This window comes from Pyxidicoccus sp. M6, assembly GCF_055568925.1.
Window position 1 is genome coordinate 372997 of record NZ_CM145714.1, and the last position, 23266, is coordinate 396262.

At 69.9% G+C, this 23266-nt stretch carries 22 protein-coding genes; 9 read left to right on the top strand and 13 right to left on the bottom strand.

Translation table 11 applies throughout. The features are described from left to right. Positions 1 to 58 precede the first annotated feature (58 nt). Positions 59 to 628 carry a helix-turn-helix transcriptional regulator gene (locus ACVTJA_RS01460; RefSeq protein ID WP_465833132.1) on the bottom strand — a complete coding sequence of 190 codons (570 nt, stop codon included), beginning with the start codon at positions 626 to 628 and terminating at the stop codon, positions 59 to 61. 288 nt (positions 629 to 916) lie between these two features. Here ACVTJA_RS01460 and ACVTJA_RS01465 point away from each other — a divergent pair, with 288 nt between their 5' ends. Next, positions 917 to 1408, top strand: a complete 492-nt coding sequence (locus tag ACVTJA_RS01465; protein ID WP_465833134.1) for a GNAT family N-acetyltransferase — start codon at positions 917 to 919, stop codon at positions 1406 to 1408. On the opposite strand, the gene ACVTJA_RS01470 is transcribed toward ACVTJA_RS01465, so the two are convergent. From ACVTJA_RS01470 to ACVTJA_RS01495, 6 genes are all read right to left on the bottom strand, one after another. Further along, complete coding sequence (locus tag ACVTJA_RS01470) at positions 1405 to 2274, bottom strand: sulfite exporter TauE/SafE family protein (protein WP_465833136.1); 870 nt, start codon at positions 2272 to 2274, stop codon at positions 1405 to 1407. The genes ACVTJA_RS01465 and ACVTJA_RS01470 overlap by 4 nt on opposite strands. Further along, entirely contained in the window at positions 2274 to 2879 is a 606-nt protein-coding gene (locus tag ACVTJA_RS01475; RefSeq protein WP_465833138.1) for a rhodanese-like domain-containing protein, read from the bottom strand. The genes ACVTJA_RS01470 and ACVTJA_RS01475 overlap by 1 nt, the downstream gene beginning before the upstream one ends. A gap of 173 nt (positions 2880 to 3052) precedes the next feature. Then, the gene (locus ACVTJA_RS01480; RefSeq protein ID WP_465833139.1) at positions 3053 to 3751 is read right to left on the bottom strand and encodes an MBL fold metallo-hydrolase; all 699 of its coding nucleotides are present in this window, start codon (positions 3749 to 3751) and stop codon (positions 3053 to 3055) included. A 347-nt stretch (positions 3752 to 4098) separates the two neighbouring features. Beyond that, positions 4099 to 5406: a sigma-54 interaction domain-containing protein gene (locus ACVTJA_RS01485; protein WP_465833141.1), complete on the bottom strand. Its 1308-nt coding sequence runs from the start codon at positions 5404 to 5406 to the stop codon at positions 4099 to 4101. Positions 5407 to 5461: 55 nt separating this feature from the next. Next, the gene (locus ACVTJA_RS01490) at positions 5462 to 6736 is read right to left on the bottom strand and encodes an NAD(P)/FAD-dependent oxidoreductase (RefSeq protein WP_465833143.1); all 1275 of its coding nucleotides are present in this window, start codon (positions 6734 to 6736) and stop codon (positions 5462 to 5464) included. Between the two features lie 255 nt (positions 6737 to 6991). Then, the gene (locus tag ACVTJA_RS01495; RefSeq protein WP_465833145.1) at positions 6992 to 9703 is read right to left on the bottom strand and encodes an AsmA family protein; all 2712 of its coding nucleotides are present in this window, start codon (positions 9701 to 9703) and stop codon (positions 6992 to 6994) included. Between the two features lie 386 nt (positions 9704 to 10089). On the opposite strand from ACVTJA_RS01495, the gene ACVTJA_RS01500 reads away from it, so the two are divergent. Beyond that, complete coding sequence (locus tag ACVTJA_RS01500) at positions 10090 to 10761, top strand: DUF2381 family protein (RefSeq protein WP_465833146.1); 672 nt, start codon at positions 10090 to 10092, stop codon at positions 10759 to 10761. A gap of 55 nt (positions 10762 to 10816) precedes the next feature. On the opposite strand, the gene ACVTJA_RS01505 is transcribed toward ACVTJA_RS01500, so the two are convergent. Beyond that, positions 10817 to 11236 carry a hypothetical protein gene (locus tag ACVTJA_RS01505; RefSeq protein ID WP_465833148.1) on the bottom strand — a complete coding sequence of 140 codons (420 nt, stop codon included), beginning with the start codon at positions 11234 to 11236 and terminating at the stop codon, positions 10817 to 10819. 800 nt (positions 11237 to 12036) lie between these two features. Between ACVTJA_RS01505 and ACVTJA_RS01510 the strand changes: the two genes are divergently transcribed. The 5 genes from ACVTJA_RS01510 (at position 12037) to ACVTJA_RS01530 (ending at position 16729) form a co-directional block, all read left to right on the top strand. Beyond that, the gene (locus tag ACVTJA_RS01510) at positions 12037 to 12432 is read left to right on the top strand and encodes a type I restriction-modification system subunit M N-terminal domain-containing protein (RefSeq protein WP_465833150.1); all 396 of its coding nucleotides are present in this window, start codon (positions 12037 to 12039) and stop codon (positions 12430 to 12432) included. A 37-nt stretch (positions 12433 to 12469) separates the two neighbouring features. Further along, complete coding sequence (locus ACVTJA_RS01515) at positions 12470 to 12790, top strand: hypothetical protein (RefSeq protein ID WP_465833151.1); 321 nt, start codon at positions 12470 to 12472, stop codon at positions 12788 to 12790. A gap of 159 nt (positions 12791 to 12949) precedes the next feature. After that, a complete protein-coding gene (locus ACVTJA_RS01520; protein ID WP_465833152.1) occupies positions 12950 to 13099 on the top strand; it encodes a hypothetical protein in 150 nt (49 codons plus the stop codon). 832 nt (positions 13100 to 13931) lie between these two features. After that, the gene (locus ACVTJA_RS01525) at positions 13932 to 14876 is read left to right on the top strand and encodes a GRAS family protein (RefSeq protein ID WP_465833153.1); all 945 of its coding nucleotides are present in this window, start codon (positions 13932 to 13934) and stop codon (positions 14874 to 14876) included. Between the two features lie 161 nt (positions 14877 to 15037). Beyond that, positions 15038 to 16729: a DUF885 domain-containing protein gene (locus tag ACVTJA_RS01530; protein ID WP_465833154.1), complete on the top strand. Its 1692-nt coding sequence runs from the start codon at positions 15038 to 15040 to the stop codon at positions 16727 to 16729. A gap of 6 nt (positions 16730 to 16735) precedes the next feature. On the opposite strand, the gene ACVTJA_RS01535 is transcribed toward ACVTJA_RS01530, so the two are convergent. After that, positions 16736 to 17155, bottom strand: a complete 420-nt coding sequence (locus ACVTJA_RS01535; RefSeq protein ID WP_465833155.1) for a fibril protein — start codon at positions 17153 to 17155, stop codon at positions 16736 to 16738. 408 nt (positions 17156 to 17563) lie between these two features. On the opposite strand from ACVTJA_RS01535, the gene ACVTJA_RS01540 reads away from it, so the two are divergent. After that, the gene (locus ACVTJA_RS01540) at positions 17564 to 17926 is read left to right on the top strand and encodes a hypothetical protein (RefSeq protein ID WP_465833156.1); all 363 of its coding nucleotides are present in this window, start codon (positions 17564 to 17566) and stop codon (positions 17924 to 17926) included. Between the two features lie 27 nt (positions 17927 to 17953). On the opposite strand, the gene ACVTJA_RS01545 is transcribed toward ACVTJA_RS01540, so the two are convergent. The 4 genes from ACVTJA_RS01545 to ACVTJA_RS01560 form a co-directional block, all read right to left on the bottom strand. Beyond that, entirely contained in the window at positions 17954 to 18940 is a 987-nt protein-coding gene (locus ACVTJA_RS01545) for a 4-hydroxy-3-methylbut-2-enyl diphosphate reductase (protein ID WP_465833158.1), read from the bottom strand. A gap of 119 nt (positions 18941 to 19059) precedes the next feature. Then, a complete protein-coding gene (locus ACVTJA_RS01550; RefSeq protein WP_465833159.1) occupies positions 19060 to 21195 on the bottom strand; it encodes a M56 family metallopeptidase in 2136 nt (711 codons plus the stop codon). Then, complete coding sequence (locus ACVTJA_RS01555; RefSeq protein WP_465833160.1) at positions 21192 to 21587, bottom strand: BlaI/MecI/CopY family transcriptional regulator; 396 nt, start codon at positions 21585 to 21587, stop codon at positions 21192 to 21194. The genes ACVTJA_RS01550 and ACVTJA_RS01555 overlap by 4 nt, the downstream gene beginning before the upstream one ends. A gap of 152 nt (positions 21588 to 21739) precedes the next feature. Then, positions 21740 to 22564: a sterol desaturase family protein gene (locus ACVTJA_RS01560; protein WP_465833162.1), complete on the bottom strand. Its 825-nt coding sequence runs from the start codon at positions 22562 to 22564 to the stop codon at positions 21740 to 21742. 300 nt (positions 22565 to 22864) lie between these two features. Between ACVTJA_RS01560 and ACVTJA_RS01565 the strand changes: the two genes are divergently transcribed. Further along, complete coding sequence (locus ACVTJA_RS01565) at positions 22865 to 23194, top strand: hypothetical protein (RefSeq protein ID WP_465833163.1); 330 nt, start codon at positions 22865 to 22867, stop codon at positions 23192 to 23194. The last annotated feature ends 72 nt before the right edge of the window (positions 23195 to 23266 follow it).

A 23266-nucleotide genomic window follows, 5' to 3' on the forward strand; every position in this document is an offset into this window, starting at 1 on the left:
CTCCATCCCGAGCAGCAGTCGGGACGGATTGAGCCGTGCGGGCAAGCCCGCCGTCTTGTCACCGATTGATGTGGCGAGCGCGGTACGCCCCGGGCGTCATCCCGGTCAGCTTGCGGAACAGCTTGTGGAAGTGCGCCTGGTCCGCGAAGCCCAAATCCAACGCCACGTCCAGGATGTCGTCGCCCCGGTGCAGGCGCCGCCGGGACTCATTGATTCGCTCCTGGAGTTGCCACGCGCGCGGCGGCAGCCCGGTGGCCTTGCCGAAGGAGCGCACGAGGTGCTCCACCGTCATGCCCGCCTCGCGCGCCAGTTCTGTCAGTGGAGGCATGCGCGTCAGGTCCTCGCGCAGCAGCGAGGCGACCCGTGCCAGCCGCGCGTCCTTCCTCGCCACCGCGCGCTCCGTGGCCGCGCCCCCCGCGTCCCTCGCGAGCCGGCCCGCGAGCAGCACCAGCCGCTCCTCGACGAGCGCGGGAGTCTTCGCTTCGACCAGTCCCCGGAGCATGCGCTTGAGGCCCGCGTCGTCGGACAGGGGTCGCTGGAACTCGACGGGAGCGCCGATGAGCTTCTCGAAGGCGGTGGGAGCCACGTACAGGCTGAGGCTCGACCACGTGTTCCCCTCGGTGCGCACGGTGCAGGGCTGCACCTGGCCGGGGTTGTAGAGCGGAAGAGAATCATCGCGGTGCGCCGCGGTGTAGTGCGAGGCGCGGTGTCTCGCGAAGTCACGGGGGCACGCGTGTTGGGACGAGGGCCCGGTGTGTCTCGCGAAGTCACGGAGAGGACATGCCGCGTTTGGCCGTCAGGTCGGGCTTCTGGCAGCGTCCCGGATTGGATGAGCTCGACAGCCGCTGCGTCTCTTCGCCTTCAGTGCGGTCCCTGTGTCCTTCGCCCGTGGCGGCGTGGGGACGAGCCCGCGCTCGTGCGCCATGCGGACAACCGCGCCATCTGGCTGAACCTGCGCGACCTCTTCCCGCATCCCTACCGGCTTCGAGACGCGGAAGGGTGGGTGGCCTTCGCGTCGGCTCAGCGTCCGCTGGTGAATCTGGCCATCGAGGTGGATGGCGAAGCCTCGGGAGGCATCGGGCTGGTGCTCGGCACGGATGTCTCGCGCTACTCGGCGGAGGTGGGCTATTGGCTCGGCGAGTCGCAGTGGGGCCGGGGCATCGTCAGCGCGGCGCTCGAGACGTTCTGCACGTGGGCCTTCTCCGACTTCCCGCTGCTGCGCCTGTTCGCTCTTCCCTTCGCCGACAACGCGGCGTCGTGTCGGGTGCTGGAGAAGGCGGGCTTCCAGCGCGAGGGCGTCATGCGGCAGGCCGCCGTGAAGGACGGGCGCGTGCTCGACCAGGTCCTGTATGCGCGGCTTCGGCCCGGAGGCGCGGCGGAGCTGGGCCTCCAGGTGTCCCGGCCCTAACGCTGCCGTGCCATGCGCAGGCGCCACAGCGTCAGCGGCAGGCCCACGCCCGTCGCGGCCACGAGCCACGGCCACGCGCCCGCCCGCGCGAGCAGCGTGTGCACCGACTCCGGCGCCTGCGCCACGAGGAGGAACGCGGCGGTGGCGAGCACGAACACCGCGAAGCCCCGGCGCAGCGAGGCCGGCGACACGTGCCCCGCGAGTCTTCCACCCACGAGGCTGCCCGTCATCGCCGCCACCAGCACCGCGCCGGTGAGGGCCCATGGGAGCTGCACGTGGCCCAGGTGCCCCATGAAGCCCGCCAGGCACTGGAGCGCGATGACCACCAGCGACGTGGCCGTGGCCACCGGCGTGGGCAGGCCCACCAGCGCCAGTGCGGGGACGATGAGGAAGCCGCCGCCCGCGCCCACCAGCCCCGACAGCAGGCCCACCGCCATGCCCTGCGCGAGGACTCGCGCCACGGGCAGCGTGGGCTCCACGGGCGTCACCGTGCTCGCGGGAGCCGGAGGTGCCTCCTTGCGGCGCAGCATGGCCACGGCGGCGGCCACCATGACGCTCGCGAAGAGGAGCAGCAGCGTGGTGGAGGGAATGAGCTTGTTGATGCGCCCGCCGAGGAACGCGCCCACCATGCCGCCCGTGCCGAACACGAACGCCGTGCGCCAGCGCACCCGGCCCGCTCGTGCATGGAACAGGGCGCCGCTGGCGCTGGTGACGCCCACCACCACCAGCGACATCGCGATGGCCGTCCTGGGCTCCACGCCCAGCACGTACACCAGCAGCGGCACGGTGAGGATGGAGCCGCCGCCCCCGAGCAACCCCAGCAGCACGCCCACGAACAGTGAGGCGGCGATGCCCACGTACAGCATCAGCCCCGCCCTTCCGGCCGAGCGACGGCGAGGAGGTCGCGACACTCGCGCAGCAGCCGCTCGAAGCCCGGGGTGTCGCGGACCATCGCGGGAGGCGAGGCCTGGAGCGTGTCCAGCAGCGCGGTGAGGGACTCGCGCGACGGGCCCTGTCCGTAGATGGGAGCCGGCGCCTCCGGCGCGACGGCGCGGTGCAGGCCCACGAGCAGCTCATCCAGCACTCGCCCCAGCGTGGGAGGAGGTCCCGCCGTCGGCCGCACCACGGGCAGCTCCGCGGTGTTCCACGCGAGCATTCCACCGCGCAGGTTCATCACCCGCGTGAAGCCCAGCTCCACGAGCTGCATGGCCGCCTTCGCCGAGCGCGCCCCGGAGCGGCACACCATCAGCACCTCCGCGTCGCGAGGCCAGTCGGCCACCGCGCTCCGCACGGTGGCCAGGGGCACCAGCCGTGCGCCGTCGATGTGGCCGAGGATGCCGTCGAACTCGGTGGGCTCGCGCACGTCCACGCGCCGGAGCGGGACGGTGGCGGGGAGCGTGGCGAGCTGGTGCACGTCCGCGTCTCGGTAGCCGGCGGGGTTCGGGGTGGCGATGTCGAACAGGGTGGGCATGAGAGGGCTCCGTCTCGCGTCCCCGAGGGGCACGAGCAGGCGGTGGATGAAGCGTTACGGCCCGTGCCGGAGTGACCGCGGCAGGGCCTCGAGATGGGTCGTCCTCCTTGCGGTGGTTGCCGCGCAGGAGGTTTGTGAATCAGCCGTCGGGAGTCACACGGGGCTCGCCTGCTTCACGCTTGCGGCTGCGGCGCGATGGCACCGCACGCGCGGTTGGCGGGCACTGCCACGTCCAGCTTCTTCGGAGGTGGGAGCTGGCGGCTCTTCATGAAGGTGATGAAGTCCTCTCGCGTCCTGCCCGCGAGGCGCGGGTTGTGGCGCTTCTCCTCGCCGATGGTGGACAGCGCGTGGCCCGCGTAGTCGTGGCCCGGGTACACCACGGTGTCGTCGGGCAGCGTGAAGAGGCGGCCGGTGATGGCGTCGTAGAGCTGGCCCGCGTCGCCATTCTGGAAGTCGGTGCGCCCGGTGGCGCGGATGAGGAGCGCGTCACCGGTGAAGAGGCGGCCCTCGCAGAGGAAGCTGAGGCTGTCGTCGGTGTGCCCCGGCGTCTCCAGCACCTTCACCTCGAGGCGGCCGAGGCGAACCACGTCCCCATGGGCCACCTGCCGATTCACGCACGGCGCGCCCCGGGCCGAGGCCGCCACCGTGGCGCCCGTCCGCTCGCGCAGCACGCCCGCGCCGGTGACGTGGTCCGCGTGCACGTGCGTCTCCAGCACCAGCACCAGCTTCAGCCCCAGCTCCGACAGGAGCTTCAGGTCGCGCTCCACCTGCTCCAGCACCGGGTCGATGAGCGCCGCCTCTCGCGTGCCCTCATCCGCGAGCAGGTACGTGTAGGTCGAGGTCTCGGCGTCGAAGAGCTGCCGGAACAGCATGGTCCCACCTCATTCGCGAGTTGTTTCCTTCACCCTGTTGCGAGCACCGTGCCAGCCGCCGGAAGTCGCACCCGGAGGGGGCTCGAGGGCTGGCTTCCATCTCGGGCCGAACAGGCGCTCCGTCCCGAGGGAGGTGGCTGCCTCGACGGATGCGCTCCGAGAGGGCGAAGCGGCACGGCACCCGGGGTGACGCACGGCGGCAGGTGAAACAGTGTGAAACACCGGCTGAAACAGTGGGTCACCCCTCGACGGCGGCGCTCTCCTCGCGAGGTGCGGGGTCGCGATGGCTTACGCCCGCCTGCCGCGGCGGTGCGCTCCACCGTCGCGGCAGCAGGGGCGCATGCGGCTCACTGGCCGCCCTCCTCGCCCATGTCCCGCAGCCGGCGCCACAGCGTGACGCGGCTGATGCCGAGCAGGCGTGCGGCCTCGGAGCGGTTGCCTCCCGCCTGGGCGAGCGCTTCACGCACCCGCTCCGGGAGCAGCGGTGCTTCCGGAGACACGGGCCTGGCGGCCACTGGCGCACGGGCGCGCGGCTCGGAGAACTCAGGCGGCAGGTCGGACTCGCGCACCATGGGCCCCTCCCCGATGACGTACGCGTACTCCATCACGTTGCGCAATTCGCGCACGTTGCCCGGCCACGTATGCGCTTCGAGCAGGCGCCGCGCTCCGGGCGAGAAGCGCTCCACGCGCCGGGTGCCGCGCTGGTGCAGCTCATCCAGGAAGCGCATGGCCAGCGGAAGGATGTCTCCCGGGCGCTCACGCAGCGAGGGCAGGAAGATGGGCACCACGCGCAGCCGGTACATCAGGTCCGCGCGGAAGCGGCCGGCCTCCACCTCCTTGCGGAGGGCCCGGTGCGTGGCGGCGATGATTCGCACGTCCACGGGCACGGGCTCGCGGCCGCCCACGGGGATGACGGTGCGCGTCTCCAGCACGCGCAGCATCTTCGCCTGGAGGTCCAGCGGCATCTCCGCCACCTCGTCGAGGAACAGCGAGCCCTTGTTCGCCAGCCGGAAGTGCCCGGGGCTGTCGCGCACCGCGCCGGTGAAGGCGCCGCGCACGTGGCCGAACAGCTCGCTCTCCAGCAGCGTGGGCGGGAGCGCCGCGCAGTTGATGGCGCGAAACGGCCCCTTGCTGCGAGGCGACAGCACATGCAGCGCGTGGGCGATGAGCTCCTTGCCCGTGCCCGACTCACCGCGCACCAGGACGCTCGACTCGGTGCGGGCCACCTTCTCGACGATGCGGAAGATGCGCCGCAGCTCGGGGTCCTGGGTCCACAGGCCGTGGAACAGCTCCGCGCCGGCCACGTCACGGGTCGGGTCCAGCGTCACGAGCAGCGCCCAGCCGAGCGTCCGCGTCCCCTCCGCCAGTGCCACGGAGCGCACCCGCACCGCGTGCACCCGCCCTCCCGCGCGCAGCCGGGCGGCCGTCTCACGTCCCTCCGTCAGCAGCGAGTCCAGACGCTCGACGCCGCCATGAGGCGCGAGCACCTCCACCAGCGGCGTGCCCACGCGCACGGTGCCGCCGAGCTGGGACTCCAGCGCGGGAGTGAGGGCGGCCACCTGCTTCCCGCTGTCGACGAGGAGCACGGGGCCCGCGAGCGCGTCCAGGGCGGGAAGCACGAATCGGGACGTGGAGGGAGGGCGGGAGTGGGGCATCGTCGCGGCCGGGACGGGACATCTTTAGCCCGGCCGCGAGATGCAGGGCACGCCCTCAGGCGAGCCCGCGCATCATCAGCGACCAGTACAGGCGCGGCAGGCCGTACTTCTTCATCAGCCACATGTCACGTCGCTCCTGGAGGGTGTCGATGAGGGGGAAGCTCGGCGTGGGCTTGCCGTCGTAGTCGAACTCGGCGAGCAGCAGCTTTCCGTACCCGGTGGTGAGCGGGCAGGACGCGTAGCCGTCATAGCGTCCGGGCAGCGGGCGTCCGGCCATGACGGCCTGGAGGTTGTCCACCAGCACCGGGGCCTGCTTGCGGATGGCGGCGCCGGTGCGGCTGGTGGGCAGGTCCGACGCGTCGCCCAGCGCGAAGACGTTGGGGAAGTCCGGGTGCTGGAGCGTGTGCTTGTCCGCCTTCACCCAGCCCGCGCACGGGCCCTCGCGCCAGGCGAGCGGACTGCGCTTGATGAAGTCCGGCGCGCTCTGCGGCGGCGTGACGTGGAGCAAGTCGTAGTTGATGGTGACGCGCTCCTTCTTGCCCTCGCGAGTGGCCTCGAAGGTGGCCTCGCGCTTCGCGCCGTCCACCGCGACGAGGTTGTGCTCGAAGCGCGCGTCGATGCCGTAGCGCTTCACCACGCCCTCCAGCACGGCGGCGAAGGGCTTCACGCCGAAGATGGCCTTGGCGCCCGAGCCGAAGATGACGTTCGAGCGCTCGGTGATGCCGGTGCGGCGGAAGTGGTCCGCGGCCAGGTACATGATTTTCTGCGGCGCGCCGGCGCACTTCACCGGCGTGGACGGGTGGGTGAAGAGGGCGGTGCCCCCCTGGAAGCGCTGGATGAGCTTCCACGTCTTCGGCGCGAGCCGCACGTCGTAGTTGCTGCTGACGTGCTCCGTCTCCAGCGCCTCGCGCAGGCCGGCGACCTTGTCCCAGTCCAACTGGATGCCGGGCGCGACGACGAGGAAGTCGTAGCCCACGCGCAGGCCGCCGCGGGTGCGGACCTCCTGGCGCACGGGGTCCACTTCCTCGGCGGCGTCCTGGAGCCACTTCACGCCGCGCGGGATGAGGCTCGCCTCGTCGCGCACGGTGTCCTCGACCCGGGCCTCGCCGGCGCCCACCAGCGTCCAGAGCGGCTGGTAGTAGTGCTGCTTCGAGGGCTCGAGGACGGCGACGCCCTTCTGCCCCGCGCGGGCGAGCCGGGCGGCCACGGCGATGCCCGCCGTCCCTCCGCCGATGATGAGCACGCGGTGGCGCTCATCCTGGGAGGCGACGCCGGACATGGGCGTCGTCGCCGGGTCCGTGCAGCCGCAATCCTCGGTCGTCGTGTTCATGGAGTCCCCTTCGTGAAACGTGAAACACGAAAGGAGGCCCTAGCAGGGGGCGTGCCACACTCGTCCCCGGGGGCAGATGCCGGGTTCGGGAGCGGACACGGTGTTGCACGGGTGTTTCACGCTGTTTCAGCAACGCCCGGGTGCTTCGCGGGTGGAGCAGGCGGGCGCGGGTGGAGGCGCGGGAATTGCGCTGAGCCGCCGCGCACCGGAGCGGCCGCCAGGATGCGGCCGGCTCCGGCGCTGAGCGCACACGGACTACTTTCCGCCGAAGATGCCGCGCAGGCGCTTCTTCGCCTCGTCCTCGGCCTTCTTCTTGGCCTCGGCCTCCAGGCGGGCCTTCTCGGCGGCGGCCTTCGCCTCCAGCTCCTTCTGCTTCGCCTCGGCCTCGGCGCGGGCCTTCTCTTCACCGCCCTCGATGATGGACTGCACCTGCTTGCCGCGCTCGCCGCCAATCAGGTTGCCCGCGAGCGACGAGGCCGCCAGCTTCGCAATCGTCGTCGCGGCCGGCTTCACGTCCACGCCCGTCACCTCGGGCTTCCACGCCTTGCCCGTCACCTGCAGGCCCACGGGGATGTTCTCCGTCGGCGTCACCTTGCCCATCGTCAGCGTCTTCACCGTCGACGGCGTCAGCGAAATCCCGCCCGTCAAATCCAGCGTGCCGTCCAGGCGGATGCCGCCGTTGAAGCTCAGCGCCGCCTCGGGCCGAGTCCACGACAGCGGCCGCTCGAGCTGCGCCACGCCGTTCTTGATTTCCACGCCGAAGGGCAGGTTGTCGCCGAGCGACGTCACCTGCTCGCTCTTGAGGCCCTTCGCCGCGAAGGGCAGCGCCTTGGCGAGCGGCTCGGACACCGCGGACACCAGGTCCTTGCCCAGCAGCGTGCCGCCCAGGATGTTGCCGTTGATGGCGCCGAGCAGCGTCTGCTGGAGCTTCTCCGGCGTGTAGCCCTCGCCCTTCACGTCCACGTTCCCGTTGAACTTGCCCGTCATGATTTTGTTCGGCGTGAACTGGGTCAGCGCGTCGGCCATCTCCACGTTCTGCACCTTCACCTTCGCGTCGAAGGGGCGCTTCTCCGGCGGAGGTCCAAGGCGCACGCTCGTCCCGTCTGCCACCACCTGGCCGCCGTAGAGGCCGGAGGAGAACTTCTCCACGGTGATGAGGTCGTCGGTCATCTTCACGACACCCGACACGTTGGAGAGGTCCATCTTCGTGTAGCGCAGGGCGCCGATGTTGAAGCGGATGTCGCCGCGGTAGCCATTGAAGCGCGCCGGGTCCTCCGGCGGAGGCGCGGGCGGCGGCGTGCCACCGGTGCGAGCGGCGACCTCCTGCTCGTTCATCAGCAGCGCGTCCGCGTCCAGCCTCTGGCTCTTGAGGTCCGCGGTGAAGGTCGTCGTCGCCTTCTTGCCCTGGCCGGCCGTCGCGTAGGAGGCGCTGCCATTCACGGTGTCCTCGAGCAGGTTCGCCGTGAGCTGGGGAATCTCCACCTTCATGCCGGAGCCGCTCTTGCTCGGCGTGTACGTGCCGGCGGCGCTGACGCGCATGCGCTGGCCGGGGGCCTTGTTCACGATGAGGCCGGGGCGGAGGTCCACGCCGTCCAGGTCCGCGTTGGAGGTGAAGCGCAGCGCGCCGCCGCTGGCCGCGGCGCCGGTGAGGCTCGCGGTGAGCTTCATGGACGACCCTGCGTCCTTGGTGAGCTGGGCCGGTACGCGCAGGCGCACGGGCGTCAGGTCCACGTCGATGTTGATGGCCTGGGCGTCCTGCGTGCCGCTGCCGCGCACCGCGAGGCCGATGGGGCCGGCAATCATGCCGTTGAGCTGCTTGCGCAGCGGCGGGTAGTACTCGGCGATGGCGGCCGGGTCGAGGTTCTTGCCCAGCAGCTCGAAGCCTTCCACCGACGGCTTCTCGGTGAGCAGGCCCTTCACGCGGCCCTTGCCGGTGATGCTCGCGGGGCCGAGGTCCAGGTTGAGCTTGTCGAGCGCGAGGTCACCCACGGCCACGTCGCCCGTGACGTCCGTGTCGAGCACCACGTCGAGCGCCTTGCCACCCTCGGCGCCGGCGAAGCGCAGGCCGAGCGCCTTGATGATGCCGGCCACGCGGGTGGGGCCCTTGCCACCGGGCACCGCGCCGCCGAGGTCCGCCTGCCAGTCCGCGTCCACGGTGCCGGCCTGGAGGCCGACGTCGGGCGGGAGGAAGGGCCCGAGGGGCGCGAGGTCGATGCGCTCGGCCTTGAGCGTCACGCGCTCGGGGGTGGGGATGAGGGTGGGCGGAAGGGGCGCGGCGTTGAGCGCCATCTTGAGGTTCTGCTTGTCGGCGAGGACGGCGGCGGCGAGGTTGACGACGAGCGGCTTGCCGGCCTGGAGGTCCTTCACCTCGATGTCGAGGTCCTTCACGGCGAGCTCGCGGGCCTGGGTGCCGGCCGAGCGGTCCACGAAGCGGATGGTGCCGTCGGTGAGGGCGGCGCGCTCGACGTGGACGCCGGAGAGGTCGGTGGGCTGCTGCGGCTCCTCGGGCTTCTCCTCCTCCTTGGGGGACTGCTCCTCGAGGCGCTTCATGAGGCGCTGGACGTTGGTGGTGCCGTCGGGGAAGCGGACGACGTTGACGGTGAGGCCGGACACCTCGGCGTTGTTCACCTGGATGTCCTTGCCGCGCGAGGAGATGAGCGGCCCGGCGGCGACGCGGATGTCGATGGAGTCCAGCGTTGCGAGGGGGAGCTCCTCGCCCTCGGCGGCGCCGACGGTGACGTTCTCGACCTCCGCGCCGATGGTGGGGAAGAGCTTGGTGGAGATGTCGCCGATTTCGATGGGGCGGCCGAGCTTCTGTGAGTACGTGGCGGCCTGGTCTCGGGCCGTCTTGAGCAGGATGGCGTCGAGGCGCCAGAGGGCGACGGCGACGAGGATGACGAGGAGCGCGAGAATGCCGCCGAGGACGTAGGGCCAGCGGCGCTTCTTGGTGACGACGGTGTTGGACATCGCTTGGTTCCTCCTCCAGCGAGCAGGCCACGGGCGGATGGCTCGGTGCGGGGCCCGGGGAGCCAGCGAACGCTTAGCTCAGCCTCGGGCGGCTCGCACGTCCCAGTCGCAGTGGACTGAAGAGAGTCATTTCACGGGAGCAGACGGCGCGGGCCCGGGGAAATGCACGGCGTCCTACATCGGGAGGACGCACGGCTGCCCCGGAAGCAGGAAAAACGGGGGCGCCAGCCGGCCCTCATGGCGCCCCCTGCCACCCGACAGTTTCCGGATTTGTACACGGTGAGGGCGGAAGGGAAGGGGGAACTCGCGGCGCCTGTCCGGTGTCCCCGCTACATTCCCTGTCTGGCCGCTCCACCCTGTTCCTGGTCCTTCTGGCGTCAACAGCCTTGGCTCAGGACCGCACATCCGTCATTCGTGACATCTCGCCGCCGGGTGGGCCCGAGGATGTCGTGAGTCGTGTGTATGTTGCTGGCGGCATTGCTTCTGTTCTCCGCTTCCAGCAAGCAGTCGACCCCGCCAGGACGAAGCTTCTCGGCTGGGAAGGCCGCTTCGAGCCGCTGGTGGCTCAAGGCAGGTCCGTGGTGGTGGTGCCGCTCCAGGAGCTCGTGCCGGAGGACCGCTTCCTGCTGCTGGTGACGCTCAATGATGGCACCGAGCTGCCGTTCAGTGCGGACGGCACACCGGGACCGAAAGAGTGCTCCGAAGAGGCGCTCAAGACGATGCGCATCCTCCGGATGCGGGTGGGGGATGCCGCGAATGTCGAACTCGACGCCAACCAGATGGACCCGCGGTCCATCACCTTGTACGACGGGCCCATCGAAAGCTACCTGGATGGCCCGCTGGGAACGCTCGAAGCGGGGACCCGGCTGTATGGCCGGGCCTGGACGGGCGGGCAGCAGATTGTGGTCAGGTACTACGAAGCACATCCCGTGGATGGAGACCCCGTGCCCATCTGCGCGGTCGTCCGGGACGCCAGGAAGAAGACCGAGTCCAAGCCGGGCATGGCCATTCTCGACTTCTCCGGTGCCTTGGTGTTCGTCGTGAACTCGTTCCGTTGAATGCCTGCGCTCCGCTGGACCAGGGGCACGGCGGAGCCACCCACGGTTGTCTGGTTCAGGTCCGCTTACGAGAGGGGCCCGCAGGGGGCACTCGCTTCTTCATGCGCGGCTTCGGGGGAGTGGAGGACGCTGCCTGCTTTTTCGCACGCCCTTTCTTCGAGGTGGCAGCAGCGGCCTTCGCCTGCGGAGGCTTCGCTCCAGGCTCCACCTCGTCGAACTCGTAGAAGCGCCTGCGGACGAAGTACATCGCGTTCATCAACGCATCCACGGGCCCGACGCCGAAGCTGTAGTCGATGCCCTTGGTGACATGTTCAAAGGAGAAGGGGCAGTACCAGTCCTTGCCGTCCCGGGTGAGCGCGGGGCGGCCGATGATGATGCGAGAGGTTCGCCAAGTCCCGTCCTCGAGCATGTAGTGCCAGGAGTCTTCAGCAATCGGGTCATCGATGGAGGAGAGTCTGGGGCGCCAGTCCTTCATGGTTCATCCTCCTGACCGCAGTTGTCGGAATCGTCGCATTCGTAGATGGCGCGGCACATGCCGAAGCATGCGGCCTTGGAGCCCCTTGCTGCACCCCAGCAAAGAGCTTTCTTCCTGGGGTCCTTGAGCCGCCTGCAGAAGGCCTCAATCACTTCGCCTCCAGCCTCACAAGCTGCCAGGCAGGTCTGCTTGTTCGCTGGAGATTCAGAGTCCTGCTCGGACTCGCGCCTGGGGGAGTTCTCTGCAGGTGGGCATCCTTCAGGATTCAGTGCGCAGAAGCTCCCTGGCCCGCGCGGATAGCCATCCCGCAGGGCTCGGTCGCGGCTTGGCGACACCGTCGAGCATGCCAGGAGGAGACAGAACGCGGACAGGCTCCAACCGGAAAGGAGCGACCGCCATGCGCGTGAGAGCACAGCGAGAGGCAGAGGCGAGAAGCGCCGCATCGAGGAACCTCCAGCAACCGGAGCAGCGCTTCACTGCTCGCGCCTTCGCTTCGTATCGTCCGGAGGCCGTTGCCCCGGCAGTCACTCCCAATCGCTCGAATCAGTGTAGCCGGCCTCGGGAATCAGGCGCCGTTCACTTCCCGTGAGGTTCTCTGGGCGACACCCTCGCGGTCTGTATGGACTCACATGGAAGCTGTTCGCCCTTCTGCTCCAACCGCTGGCACGCGAGAGCCCTCCCTTCCGGCAACTCCCGACAGGGTGGAGTAGAGCGCCGCCTCGGCGCGAAGGCAGCGTGGGACGCGCCTGAGAGCAGATGGAGTCGTACGCAAGGGCGCATTGATGTGCCCGGGACAAGGCATGCGCACTGGAACGAGCAGCGCGCGAGACCTCAAGCAGTTCAAGGACTTCAGCAGCCTGGCGAGCTTCATCTGGTCCGTCGCGGACCTGCTGCGGGGCGACTACAAGTCGCATGACTACGGGAAGGTCATCCTGCCCTTCACCGTCCTGCGGCGGCTCGACTGCGTGCTGGAGCCCACGAAGGCCAAGGTGCTCCAGCGGTACGAGGCGATGAAGGGTGGACAGGTGAAGAACCTCGACCCGGTCCTCAACCGCATTACCGGTGTGGCCTTCCACAACATCTCACCAAGCCGCCGTTCGGCGTGGAGTGGAAGAAGGTGGAGAAGGCGGTTCGGGACGAGCACGAGAAGCGGGGGCATGCAGGACGCTTCGGTGCGGGCCTGCCTCGTATGGTGAGAAGCGCAAGGAGCTGTCCGAGGCGCAGATTGAGCAGGTGGTGCAGTTCTACGGTGACTTCCAGGAGGGACCGCACTCCAAGGTGTTCGGCACCGAGGACTTCGGCTACCGCCGAATCACAGTGGAGCGTCCGCTGCGGCTCTCGTTCCAGGTATTACCGGAGCGGCTGGAGCGGCTGAAGCTGGAGCGGGCTTTCGCGGGGCTCGCCGAGTCGAAGAAGAAGGGCGCCGCGGGCGAGCGGGAGGTCGAGGACGGCCGTGCGCTCCAGGAAGGCGTGCTCAAGGCACTGCGCTCATTGGAGGGGCACGGGTGTGGAAGAGCCGTGACGCGTTCGAGGACGTACTGGACGGCGCGATGAGAGGGGTGGGACTCAAGCTGCCGGCTCCTCTCCGCAAGGCCATCCTCGCTGCGCTCGCGGAGCGGGACGAGAAGGCGGAGCTGTGCCTGGACGCGAAGGGACAGCCAGAGCCGGACGCGGAGCTCCGGGACTCCGAGGACGTTCCGCTTCGCCATCTCCATGCGCCAGAAGGTGGAGGAGGCAATGGTGGACCGGATGGAGCGCAACGAGGGCATCGCCAGCCGCTTCCTCAACGCCCCGGACTTCCAGGAGCTCCTCTCACGGGAAATCGCGCGGCGCATCTACCGGGAGCTTCGGTCCTCGTCGTAGCCCGACCTTCGCAGTGCTATCGGCAGGCTTGGCCTCGTTCAAGGTCCAGGCTTGGGGGCCGGCGGGTCGGAGGCGTCCACGGGGGCAGCGAAGGGCCTCGTTGGTGTCAGCAGTTCCTCCGGCGGAGGGAATGGTGGTGGGGACGATGTGGGCTGTGTGGAGGGCTGGGGAACAGGTTCGTCGCGAGGCGAGCCCGCATCGGATGGAGATGTTTCCGAGGTGTCCTCTCCCGTGGGGGGAGGCGCCTCGGCGACCACTTCACCTTGGGGCGTGACCGCGTAGGAATACCATCCGTCGAGCACGCGCACGGCCGGGCCGCCACACCGGTTGAAGCGTTGGTGGAGCACCACGTAGTACAGGCCCTGGGTCGGACCCGTGAAGACGGCGACATCCAATCCCTGCTCGGGACTGGCGCAGCCGTGAAACAAGTCCGGAAACGGATTGGTCCGCACCATCTCGCGGACTGCTCCAGCGGCGGCGAGCGCGGCTCCCGCTTCCATCGGCTGTCCCACGAGTTGGGCCGAGTCTTCGGTGGGCCACTCCACCTTCCCCTTCCAGGTCGGAGCGCGTGCGGCGCACCCGGAGAGCACCGCTATCAGTCCTGTCAGCGCAAGCGCCTTGGTCATCTTGGGTTCCTACTCGTGGAGCAGCCGCAGCGGTCCGTTTCTGAAGCAGCGTTGGACACGCGCCAATCCCCGTCAACAAGAGGCCCGCTCCATCCAGGGGCCTGGCAAGAATGGAAGAGTTCCACCCCCCCCAACCAGAAAACGGGCGACTCGTCGTATCTTCCCGTGTGCCCCCGGTGCCGGGGGCGCATGGGGGGACCGCTGTCTTGAGCCACAACCTTCAACGTCTCACGTCCTTTCTCTCGGGTCTCTCGGGGCGCGGCGAGTCGCGCTCGCGTCAGGCTTTGCTCGAGCGCGTCTCCGAGGTGCTGCCCACCGTGTCCATGGCCGGTCGCATCGCCAATGAGTGGCTCTGTCACCATCTCGCCGGCCTCGACGAAGCCGTGCTCCTCGACATCGGCCCCGGCACCGGACGCCAGGGCGTGGACCTCCTGCGCCGGCTCGGCTCGCGCGCGGACGCGCCCCGTCGCCTCACCATCGTCGCCGTGGAACCCGATGCCCTGAGCCTCCGCGCCGCCGAGCACAACCTGCTCGAAGCCGCGCAGGCCTACGGACGCGATGTCCACGTCATGCCCTTCCACTCGCTCGTGGAGGAGTTGGACCCCGCGTTCTGGGCCCTCGTGGCGTCACTCCAGGGACCGCTGCTCGTGCACGCTGCCTTCGCGCTGCACCACCTCCGTGGCACCGTGGCCGGTGAGGAGCTGCGCGACACGGTGCTCCGCCGGATGCGCATGCTGGAGCCGAAGGCCCTCGTGCTCACCGAGCCCAGCCTGGACCTCTCCGCTCCGGACCCGGACGTCTGCTTCCGCCATGCGTGGCGCCACTTCGGCCTCACCTTCCAGGTGATGGACCGCCTCGCCCTGCCTCCCGAGGAGAGCGACGCCATCCGCCGCTTCCTCGTGCGCGAGCTCGAGGTCATCCTCTGCGACTCCGACGACTCCGGCTCGAAGCGCTACGAGCACGTGCGCAACTGGTGGCGCAGGCTCGCCCGGGCGGGCTTCACTCGCGGCGAGGTCCCCCACACGCTCGACATCGGCTCGCACCCGCACGTGCAGCCGCGCCGCTACCCGGGGTACGTGGGGCTCGAAGCCGGGGACGAGACGCTCGTCGCCGTCATGTGCGCCACGCCCGCGGCCCGTGACGCACGCTGAGCAGTCCGCGAGCCTTCGGCCTTTTCCAACCGCCACCGAGCACCGACACTGCAAGCCTCCTCCTGCCCCGAGCTTCCGTGCGCCTCCGTCCCGCCCTCGTCCTGCTGGCCTGTGTCTCCGCCTGCGCCCCACGCGCGCGGACCGGCCTGGAGACTCCCGCCATGCCCACCGCTCCCAGCTCCGCCGCCGAGGCCGCGTACACCCGCCTCGCCCGCGAGTACCTCGACTGGTACATCGGCGCGAACCCCACCCGCGCCACCGGGCTCGGCTTCCACCAGCATGACGCCCGGCTCCCCGAGGTCTCCGCTGACGCGCTGACGCACAAGTCCGAGGTCCTCCACGACTGGCTCGCACGCCTGGAAGAGGTAGACCGCTCCGCGCTCACCGGAGATGCCGCCGCCGACGTGCGCGTGCTCGAGAACGCCATCCGCGCGGACCTCGTCGAGCTGGAGGAGGAGCGTCCCTGGGAGCGAGACCCGGGCTTCTACGTGCGCCTCATCTCGCACGGGCTCGACAGTCTCTCCTCGCGCGACTTCGCCCCCATCGCCGAGCGCATGCACTCGCTGCGCTCCCGCATGGCGCGCATCCCCGACGTCATCGAATCCGCGAAGGAGAACCTCGGCGGCGTGCCGAAGCTGTGGGCGCAGCTCGCCGTCCGCGACGCGCGCGGCACCGTGGCCTATCTGCGCAAGGACCTGCCCGCGGCCCTGGAGGCGCAGGGCTTCGCGAAGGTGGACGCCTCGGAGCGCGAGGCCTTCACCGATGAGCGCGAGGAGGCCGCGCGGCACCTGGAGGCCTTCGCCACGTGGCTGGAGAAGGACCTGCTCCCCCGCGCGGACGGCGACTACCGCCTGGGCCGCGAGCGCTTCGAGAAGAAGCTCGCGCTGGAGGAGCACGTGACGCTGGGCGCGGACCGGCTCCGCGACATCAACGAGCGCGCCATCCGCGAGTACAAGGCCTGGGTCGCCCGCGAGGCCGCGAAGGTGGACCCGAAGAAGACGCCCGAGCAGGTGATGGCCGAGCTGGTGAAGGACCACCCCACCGCGGACCAGCTCATCCCCACCGCCCGCGCGCAGCTCGTGGAGCTGCAGCGCTTCGTGCGCGAGCGCGACATCCTCACGCTGCCGTCGGACGCGCTGCCCACCGTGCGCGAGACGCCGCCGTACGCGCGGCTCGGCTTCGCGTCCATGGACACGCCGGGGCCCTTCGAGTCGAAGGCCACCGAGGCCTGGTACAACATCACCCCCGTGGACCCGGCCTGGACGCCGGAGCAGCAGGCGCAGCACCTGACGTACTTCAACCGCGCGGGCCTGCTCGGCATCTCCGTGCACGAGGGCATCCCCGGCCACTTCGTGCAGCTCCTCTACGAGTCGAAGATTCCCACCGACGTGCGCAAGGTCTTCAGCCCCGCGTCCGTCGTCGAGGGCTGGGCCCACTACACCGAGCAGATGATGGTGGACGAGGGCCTGGGCCACGGAGACCCGCGCATCCGCCTGGGGCAGCTCCGCCGCGCGTTGCAGCGACATGCTCGCTGGTACGCGGCCCTGGCGCTCCACGTCTACGGCGAGCCGCTGGAGGCCGTGGCGAAGCGCTACGCGGAGATTGCGTACTTCGAGCCCTTCCCCGCGCTGCGCGAGGTGGAGCGCGGCACCTCCAACCCGACGTACCTGTACTACGCGCTCGGGCGCATGCAGATACTCAAGCTGCGCGAGGACTACCGTCGCCACCTGGAGGCGCAGGGGAAGCCCTTCGTGCTGAAGGACTTCCATGACCGCTTCCTGCGGCTCGGGCTGCCCGTGTCGCTCGCGCGCGGCGTCCTCATTCCCGGGGACACCGCTCCGTCGCTGGAGTAGCGCGGGTTACAGCTCGATGACCTGGGGTCGCTCCTCGGGAGGGAGCGGCTCGCGGGACGTGAGGCCTTCAATCGTGAAGCCCTCGGGCGCGTGGATGGCGCCGCCGTGCGCCGGGTCCAGGTAGAGCCTCACTGGCGAGTCGAGGCCGTCGTACGTCACCTCGAAGACCTCCAATCCCTGGTTCGGGCCCAGGCGGCGCCAGGCCACTCGCTGGCCCTCGGGGCCGCGCAGGAGGTCGAGGAACGCCATCATTCCATCGTTCCCCCAGCCCACCCGCACCGGGTCCTCGGGACGGAAGCCATAGGAGCCCGGCTGCCGGGCCTGTGCCCGGTGCTCCGGCGCGCGGACTGACGCCACGGACTTGTTGGATGAGGCACACGCCGTGAACAGCAGCAGCCCGGCGCAGGCAAAACGAAGCGCGAACATTCGACGACCCTCCACCCCCACCATCGACCCGCGGGGAAGCTGTTGCCGCGGCCCCGTCCGTGCACGCCGCCTGCCCTCCCTCCGTTCTCCGCAGGACGTTGCGAGTGCCCGGTGCCGTGCAGTGGCCGCGCGGCCGTCGCGAGTGACGGGCGGCCCCTCGCCGCAATGCCTTGCACTCCGAGGCTGCGCTTCCGGTGCGAGTCCTTGTCAGGGTTCAGGACGCTTGCGGCCGGAATCTCCCTCATCCGTGTGTCTGGATTTGACAGGGAATGGGTTGGCGGACAGCGTTGGCCGGTGCCGCTCGACTCCGCCAGACAATCTCAATCAACTCCTCGCGCAATCTGGCTCGTCCTGGGGCTCGGGCTGGTCCTCGCATGCCGGCCGCGCAAGCAGGACGAGTGCGCCAGGGTGAAGGCCCACGTGCTGGAGGAGATTCGCGTCGTGGACGGCTTCCACGACCACGTCCACGATGCGCGCTTCATCGTCCAGCATGCGCGGCGGCTGCGCGACGTCAGCGCGGGGTTGCGCGCGCTCGACATCCAGGACGCGAACCTCCGGGACGCCGTGGTGCGCTACCACACCAGCATCGACCGGCTCGCGGATGCCTGGGTTCAATCCGCGGAGCTGCACACGCAACAGCTCGCGGATGGTGGCTCCGATGGCGGCATGGTCAGCGATGGGCTGGTGATGCTCACCACGCTGATGTCCGCCCACTCCGCCGCCGTGAATGGCGCTCGCTCCGCCATCTCCAACGTCTGCGGTGCCCGCTGAGCCCGGAGCGGGCACCGCCCACGCTGCCTACTTCTTCTTCGCCGCCCCGCCGTCGCCTTTGCCGGACATGGCGCGCATGAAGACCTCGTCCACGCCGTGGATGCGCAGCGACACCAGCTCATCCGGGGTGATGCGCGTGTAGCCCGCCTCGCGCATCTTCTTGACGAAGTCCGTCGTCACGCCGTGGATGCGGAAGGCCACGAGCTGCTCGTCGGTGATGTCCGGGAAGCCCTGCTCGCGAATCTCCTTCACGAAGGCCGGCGTGACGCCGTGGATGCGGAAGGCCGTGAAGCCGTCGGCGTCCATGTCCTTGAAGCCCGCGTCACGCATCTCCTTCACGAAGGCCGGGGTGACGTTGTGGATGGACATGGCCAGCAGGTCGTCCCAGGACAGCTTCGTGAAGCCGGACGAGGCCAGGCCCTGGATGCGCGCCGCGTCGACGTCATGGATGCGGCCCGCCACGAGCTGCTCCAGCGTCAGCCCCGGGTAGCCGGCCTTCGCCAGCTCGTTCGCGTAGGCGGGCGTGACGTCGAAGATGCCCACCTGCATCAGCTCGTCCATGGACAGGTTCTTGTAGCCGGCCGCCGCGAGGTCCTTGATGCGCGAGGTGGTGACGTCCGTGGCCGCGAGGTTGAACTGGTTCTCCGGCGTCAGGTTCGGGTAGCCCAGCGAGGCCATGGACTTCGCGTAGGTCTCGCTCGGAGCGAAGCGGTAGTGGCCCGCGCCCTCGCCGCCCTTGAAGGTGCCCTCGAAGCTGAAGGTGCCGGCCTCGCGCGGCATCGTGAAGGACACCGGGCCGTCGTTGAGGGACAGGCCCTGGAAGGCGGAGAGGGGCTCGCTGAAGCCCATCTGGTGGTGCTCTTCGCCCTTCGGGTGGAGCTGGAGCTGCAGCTCCTTCGTGTTGGTCTTGCTGCGGGGCTGGGCGGTCCAGGTGCCGTTCAGCTCGGGCGCGGCGGTGGCGGTGACGGCCGCGAGCAGCACGGCCAGGAAGGACAGGGACGACAGGCGACGCATGTTGGGCTCCTTCGGATTCGGCTTCGGTCTTCGGTCTTCGGGCAGGCTCCGCCCGTCCGGCGCGCGTCCCCGTGTTCGGGACGCGTCCGTGAGGGCGGTGGAGGGTGGGAGAGGGGGAGTTACTTCGAGCGCGAGCCGCGCATCTTCCGGATGAAGTCGGCGTCCACGCCGCCGGAGCGCAGGCGGACGAGCTCGTCGATGGAGAGGTCCTTCATGCCGGCGTCGCGCAGCTCGCGGAGGAAGTCCGGGTCCACTCCGAGGGCGCGGAGCTGGGTGAGCTCCTCCGCGTCCTTCGTCTGCACGCCGGCCTCGCGCATGCGGTCCAGCCACTCGGGCGTGACGCCCACGGCGCGCAGCTGCATCAGGTCATCCGCGGCCATCTTCGGCAGGCCGCGCTGGCTCAGGGCCTGGATGTAGCCGGCATCCACGCCGACGGCGCGCAGCTCGGAGATGTCCTCCAGCGACATGCCCGTGTAGCCGGCGTTCTTCAGCTCGCGGACGTAGGCCTCGTCGACGCCCACCGCGCGCGCCTGCACCAGGTCATCCGGGTCGTTGGTGGTGAAGCCCGCGGCCTTGATCGCCTCGATGTACTCGGGCGTGACGCCCAGGTGCTTCATCTGCACCAGGTCATCCGCGTCCAGCTTGCGGCCGAAGCGCGCGCTCATGTTCTTCGCGTACTCGGGGGTGACGCCCGCGTGGCCCATGGCGAGGAGGTTGGCCACCGTGGGCTCGTAGCCCATGGACGCCAGCTCCTGCACGCGGGCCGGCGTGACGCCCGCCACCTTCAGCGAGACGAGCTGGTCCACGGTGAGCTGCTGTCCCGCGCCCACCCGCGTGCGCTCGTCGAGGTCGTCATCGTCGTCATGACGGCCCGGCTTCGGCGCGGGGGCGGGAGCCGCGGCGACGGCTCCAGGCACCGGAGCGATGACCGCCGGGGCGGGCAGGGCCTTCTTCGCCGCGGCAGGAGCGACACCGGCGGCAGGCGGCGCGGGTGGCGCGGCCAGAGCGCCGGGTGCGGCCAGCGGCGCCGGGGAGATGTGGCCATTGGCGCTCGGGTTCGCGGCCGGGACGGAGAGCGTCTCCGCGTTGGGGCTCTCCGCACGCGACTCCGCGCGTCCCAGCACCAGCGACGTCAGGGGCGCGGCCATCGCGAGGCTGCTGGCCAGGGTGAGCACCGACGCTCCTGCCACCCAACGTGACGAGCAGCGAGCGGCGGGCGCGGTGATGAGCCGGCGCACGCGCTCCGGCAGCGAGCCACCGAGTGCGGACATCGCCGGGCCCTGCACGGTGGGCAGCACGCGCAGCTCCTCCAGCGCCGTCAGCGCGCGGGCGTAGGAGATGGCACCGCCGCTGGACGCCACGGCGATGTCGTCACAGCAGTGCTCGCGCTCCACGCGGATGACGTGGGACACCCAGCGCACGGCGGGGTGGTAGAAGAGCAGCGTCTCCACGAGCACCTGCGCCAGGTTCACCGCGAAGTCGTGGCGACGGATGTGGGCCAGCTCGTGCGCGAGCACCATCTCCAACTGCCGCGTCGACAGCCCGGACAGCGCGGACACCGGCAGCAGCACCACCGGAGACAGCCAGCCCACCGCCGCCGGCACGTCCACCGCCGCCGACTCGAGCAGCCGCACCGCGCGACCCAACCCCAGCCGCGCCGCGAGCGCGTCCATCCGCTCCTGCCACTCGGAGGACACCGGCCGCGCACCGGCCGCAAGCCGGCGCAGCTTCACCCACTCCGCCGTCATCCGCCCCGAGCACAGCCCCACGCCCGCCACCCACGCCAGCACCAGCCAGCGCAGGTGACGCGCCACCAGCGCCTGCAACCACGCCAGCGGAGACACGCGCTCCGGCGACTCCACGCGAGGGCTCGTCAGCGCCGCCACGGAGGACGCGCTCCCGGGCGACCCGCGCAGCCGCTCCATCGAGGACACGCGCCCGGCGGATGCCACTCGAGCATCCGCCGCCTCCGCTCCGCGCCGCCGCTCCAGCTGAGCCGCCGCGCCCGCGCCGATCCGCTCCCGCGACGACGTGCGAGCCTCTGAACCCCGCGCCTCCGAGTAGTGCCGCCACCCCGACACCGCTGGCAGCGCGAGCGACAGCACCAGCGCGCCACACGCCAGCCCATAGCGCGCATTCGCGGCCCGCCGGCCCACCGTGGCCAGCGCCACCGCGAGCAGCAGCGCCACCAGCGCCCCCTGCCAGAGTGAGTGCAGCAGGGCCCAACCCACGGACTCCATCAGGAGGCTGCTCATTCTTCCGCTCCTTCCAGCGTGTCGAGCAGCCGGCGCAATTCCGCCAGCTCCTCGGGGCTCGTCTTCTTCGAGGACAGCGCCTGCATCGCCAGCCGGGCCGGAGAACCGCCAAACGCGCGGTCCACCAGGTCCGTCACCAGCTGCCGCTGCGTCCGCTGCTCCGTGGCCCTCGACCGGTAAACGTGCGCACGCTGGGACTCGTCGCGCTCCACGAGCCCCTTCTCGGTCATGATCTGCATCAGCTTCAGCACCGTGGTGTACCCGGTGGCCTCCGGCGCGCTCCGGTTGAGGGCCTCGTGGACCTCGCGCACCGTGCTGTCACCGCGCTCCCACAGCACCCGGAGGATGGCCAGCTCCCCATCCGTCGGACGCGGCAGCTTCGTCTCGCTCATCTCGCTCCCTCTCGACACGCCTATATTACGAACGCATTCGTAGATGTCAACGAAGGCCTTCGTAGATGCGGACGGAAGAAAGCCCCCTGTCCCGGTGGGGAGCAGGGGGCCTGGCGTGCCTCACGTGGGATGTGGGCTCGCGTGGGCTGCTGTCAGCCCTCGGTCCGGGCGGGCGCGTCCGCCACCGTGGTCTGGACGGAGTCGGGGTTCTTTCCGTCCCAGAAGCGCTTGGGGTGGCCGTCGCCGCGGGTTCCGCCGGAGAGCTTGTCCACCCAGGGGTACTTCTGGGCCTCCTCGGCGGTGTAGCCGAGGTTGAAGACGGTGGGGCTCTTGGGCCTGTCACCGGCCTTCACGTAGTAGGTGCCGAAGAGCCGGTCCCAGAAGTAGTTGGTGATGCCGTAGTTGCCCTGCTCATTGTGGTAGTGGTGTGACAGGTGCAACCGCTTGATTTCCTTCAGGAAGCCAAGCTTCGGCGTGTAGTTCAGGTGCTGGATGCAGTGGCAGAACTCGTAGAAGCACGTAATCGCCATGCCCCAGCCGAGCGCCGCCGCCGCACCGGCCCTGCCGCCGATGAGGTAGCCCACGGGCACCATGACGCCGCCCACGGTGGGCAGCACGTTGGCCAGCGCGCCGAAGAGGACGCGCAAGTCATTGGGGTCCTGGTGGTGGTCGAAGTGGATGCGCTTCCACGTCGCCGCGGTGAGGGGCGACTTGTAGAGGAAGCGGCTGTGCAGGACGTGCTTGTGCACGAGGTACCAGCCCAGCGGGAACACCACGCTCGCGGCCAGCATGGCCAGCAGCATGCGCAGCGGGTGCTCGAACCACTTCACTGCGAAGACGAGGCTGGTGATGCCGACAGCGATGTAGGCGATGACGGCGTAGTACGTGAAGAACGAGTAGACCAAATCCCCCAGCGTCATCCGGTCCAGGTTGTGTTTGCGGTTCTTCAGGAAAGAGAAGGGTGCGCTGACAGACACGGTATCCCTCGCAGGTGGCCGCTGCCCCTGGGCCGGGGCAGATGGAGCGGGAAGGAGCCCGCGCCGTACCCCGCCGGCCTGGGGATGAACGGCGCCACTCTCACTAGCAGGGGTTCCTGAAAAAGCTCCGTAACGGCACCGGCCCTATAGCTCTTTTCTTGGGGCGGTGAGAAGTGCCGCTGCTGGTGGGAGGGCGATTGTCTCTCCGCCTGCCCGCCGTGCGACCCGGGGACGGGCTTCCCTGGTGCCCGACTGCGTCCCACCTTCCGGGAAGCGAAACGACCTTCCAGGGGGACGCCAATGGCGGAGAAGAGACAACAGGGGAACAGGGGCAGCAAGAGTCGCGCACGGCCCACGGCGCCTCGGGTGGGACGGGCCGCGAGCGAGCCGGCGACGGACCGGGGCAGCATCGCGTTGCGCAGGACGGTGTCGGAGTACCGCGCCGCCGCCGAGGAGCAGGCCTCCCGGGTGCGCGACGAAATCGAGGCGGCGCTCGCCACGGCGCGCAGCACGCGCGAGGCGATTGAGCAGCGCATCGCCGACCAGCTCCATACGCCGCGCGTCACCCACAAGGCCCGCACCACGCGCAAGCGCGCTGCGGGCCGGAGCCGCGCCGCGAGGAAGCACTGAGTCACGATGTGGAGAATTCCTCAGGGCACGACACGCGCGTGCCCTGAGGGAGCGTCCTGGAGGATGCGGCAT

Excerpts from the sequence above, each read along its gene's own strand:
- ACVTJA_RS01495 (WP_465833145.1), bottom strand. The coding sequence starts at position 9,703 with ATGTCCAACACCGTCGTCACCAAGAAGCGCCGCTGGCCCTACGTCCTC.
- ACVTJA_RS01535 (WP_465833155.1), bottom strand. The coding sequence starts at position 17,155 with ATGTTCGCGCTTCGTTTTGCCTGCGCCGGGCTGCTGCTGTTCACGGCG.
- ACVTJA_RS01550 (WP_465833159.1), bottom strand. The coding sequence starts at position 21,195 with ATGAGCAGCCTCCTGATGGAGTCCGTGGGTTGGGCCCTGCTGCACTCA.
- ACVTJA_RS01470 (WP_465833136.1), bottom strand. The coding sequence starts at position 2,274 with ATGCTGTACGTGGGCATCGCCGCCTCACTGTTCGTGGGCGTGCTGCTG.
- ACVTJA_RS01505 (WP_465833148.1), bottom strand. The coding sequence starts at position 11,236 with ATGAAGGACTGGCGCCCCAGACTCTCCTCCATCGATGACCCGATTGCT.
- ACVTJA_RS01555 (WP_465833160.1), bottom strand. The coding sequence starts at position 21,587 with ATGAGCGAGACGAAGCTGCCGCGTCCGACGGATGGGGAGCTGGCCATC.
- ACVTJA_RS01530 (WP_465833154.1), top strand. The coding sequence starts at position 15,038 with ATGCCCACCGCTCCCAGCTCCGCCGCCGAGGCCGCGTACACCCGCCTC.
- ACVTJA_RS01490 (WP_465833143.1), bottom strand. The coding sequence starts at position 6,736 with ATGAACACGACGACCGAGGATTGCGGCTGCACGGACCCGGCGACGACG.
- ACVTJA_RS01480 (WP_465833139.1), bottom strand. The coding sequence starts at position 3,751 with ATGCTGTTCCGGCAGCTCTTCGACGCCGAGACCTCGACCTACACGTAC.
- ACVTJA_RS01520 (WP_465833152.1), top strand. The coding sequence starts at position 12,950 with ATGCGCCAGAAGGTGGAGGAGGCAATGGTGGACCGGATGGAGCGCAAC.
- ACVTJA_RS01475 (WP_465833138.1), bottom strand. The coding sequence starts at position 2,879 with ATGCCCACCCTGTTCGACATCGCCACCCCGAACCCCGCCGGCTACCGA.
- ACVTJA_RS01485 (WP_465833141.1), bottom strand. The coding sequence starts at position 5,406 with ATGCCCCACTCCCGCCCTCCCTCCACGTCCCGATTCGTGCTTCCCGCC.
- ACVTJA_RS01565 (WP_465833163.1), top strand. The coding sequence starts at position 22,865 with ATGGCGGAGAAGAGACAACAGGGGAACAGGGGCAGCAAGAGTCGCGCA.
- ACVTJA_RS01510 (WP_465833150.1), top strand. The coding sequence starts at position 12,037 with ATGCGCACTGGAACGAGCAGCGCGCGAGACCTCAAGCAGTTCAAGGAC.
- ACVTJA_RS01545 (WP_465833158.1), bottom strand. The coding sequence starts at position 18,940 with ATGCGTCGCCTGTCGTCCCTGTCCTTCCTGGCCGTGCTGCTCGCGGCC.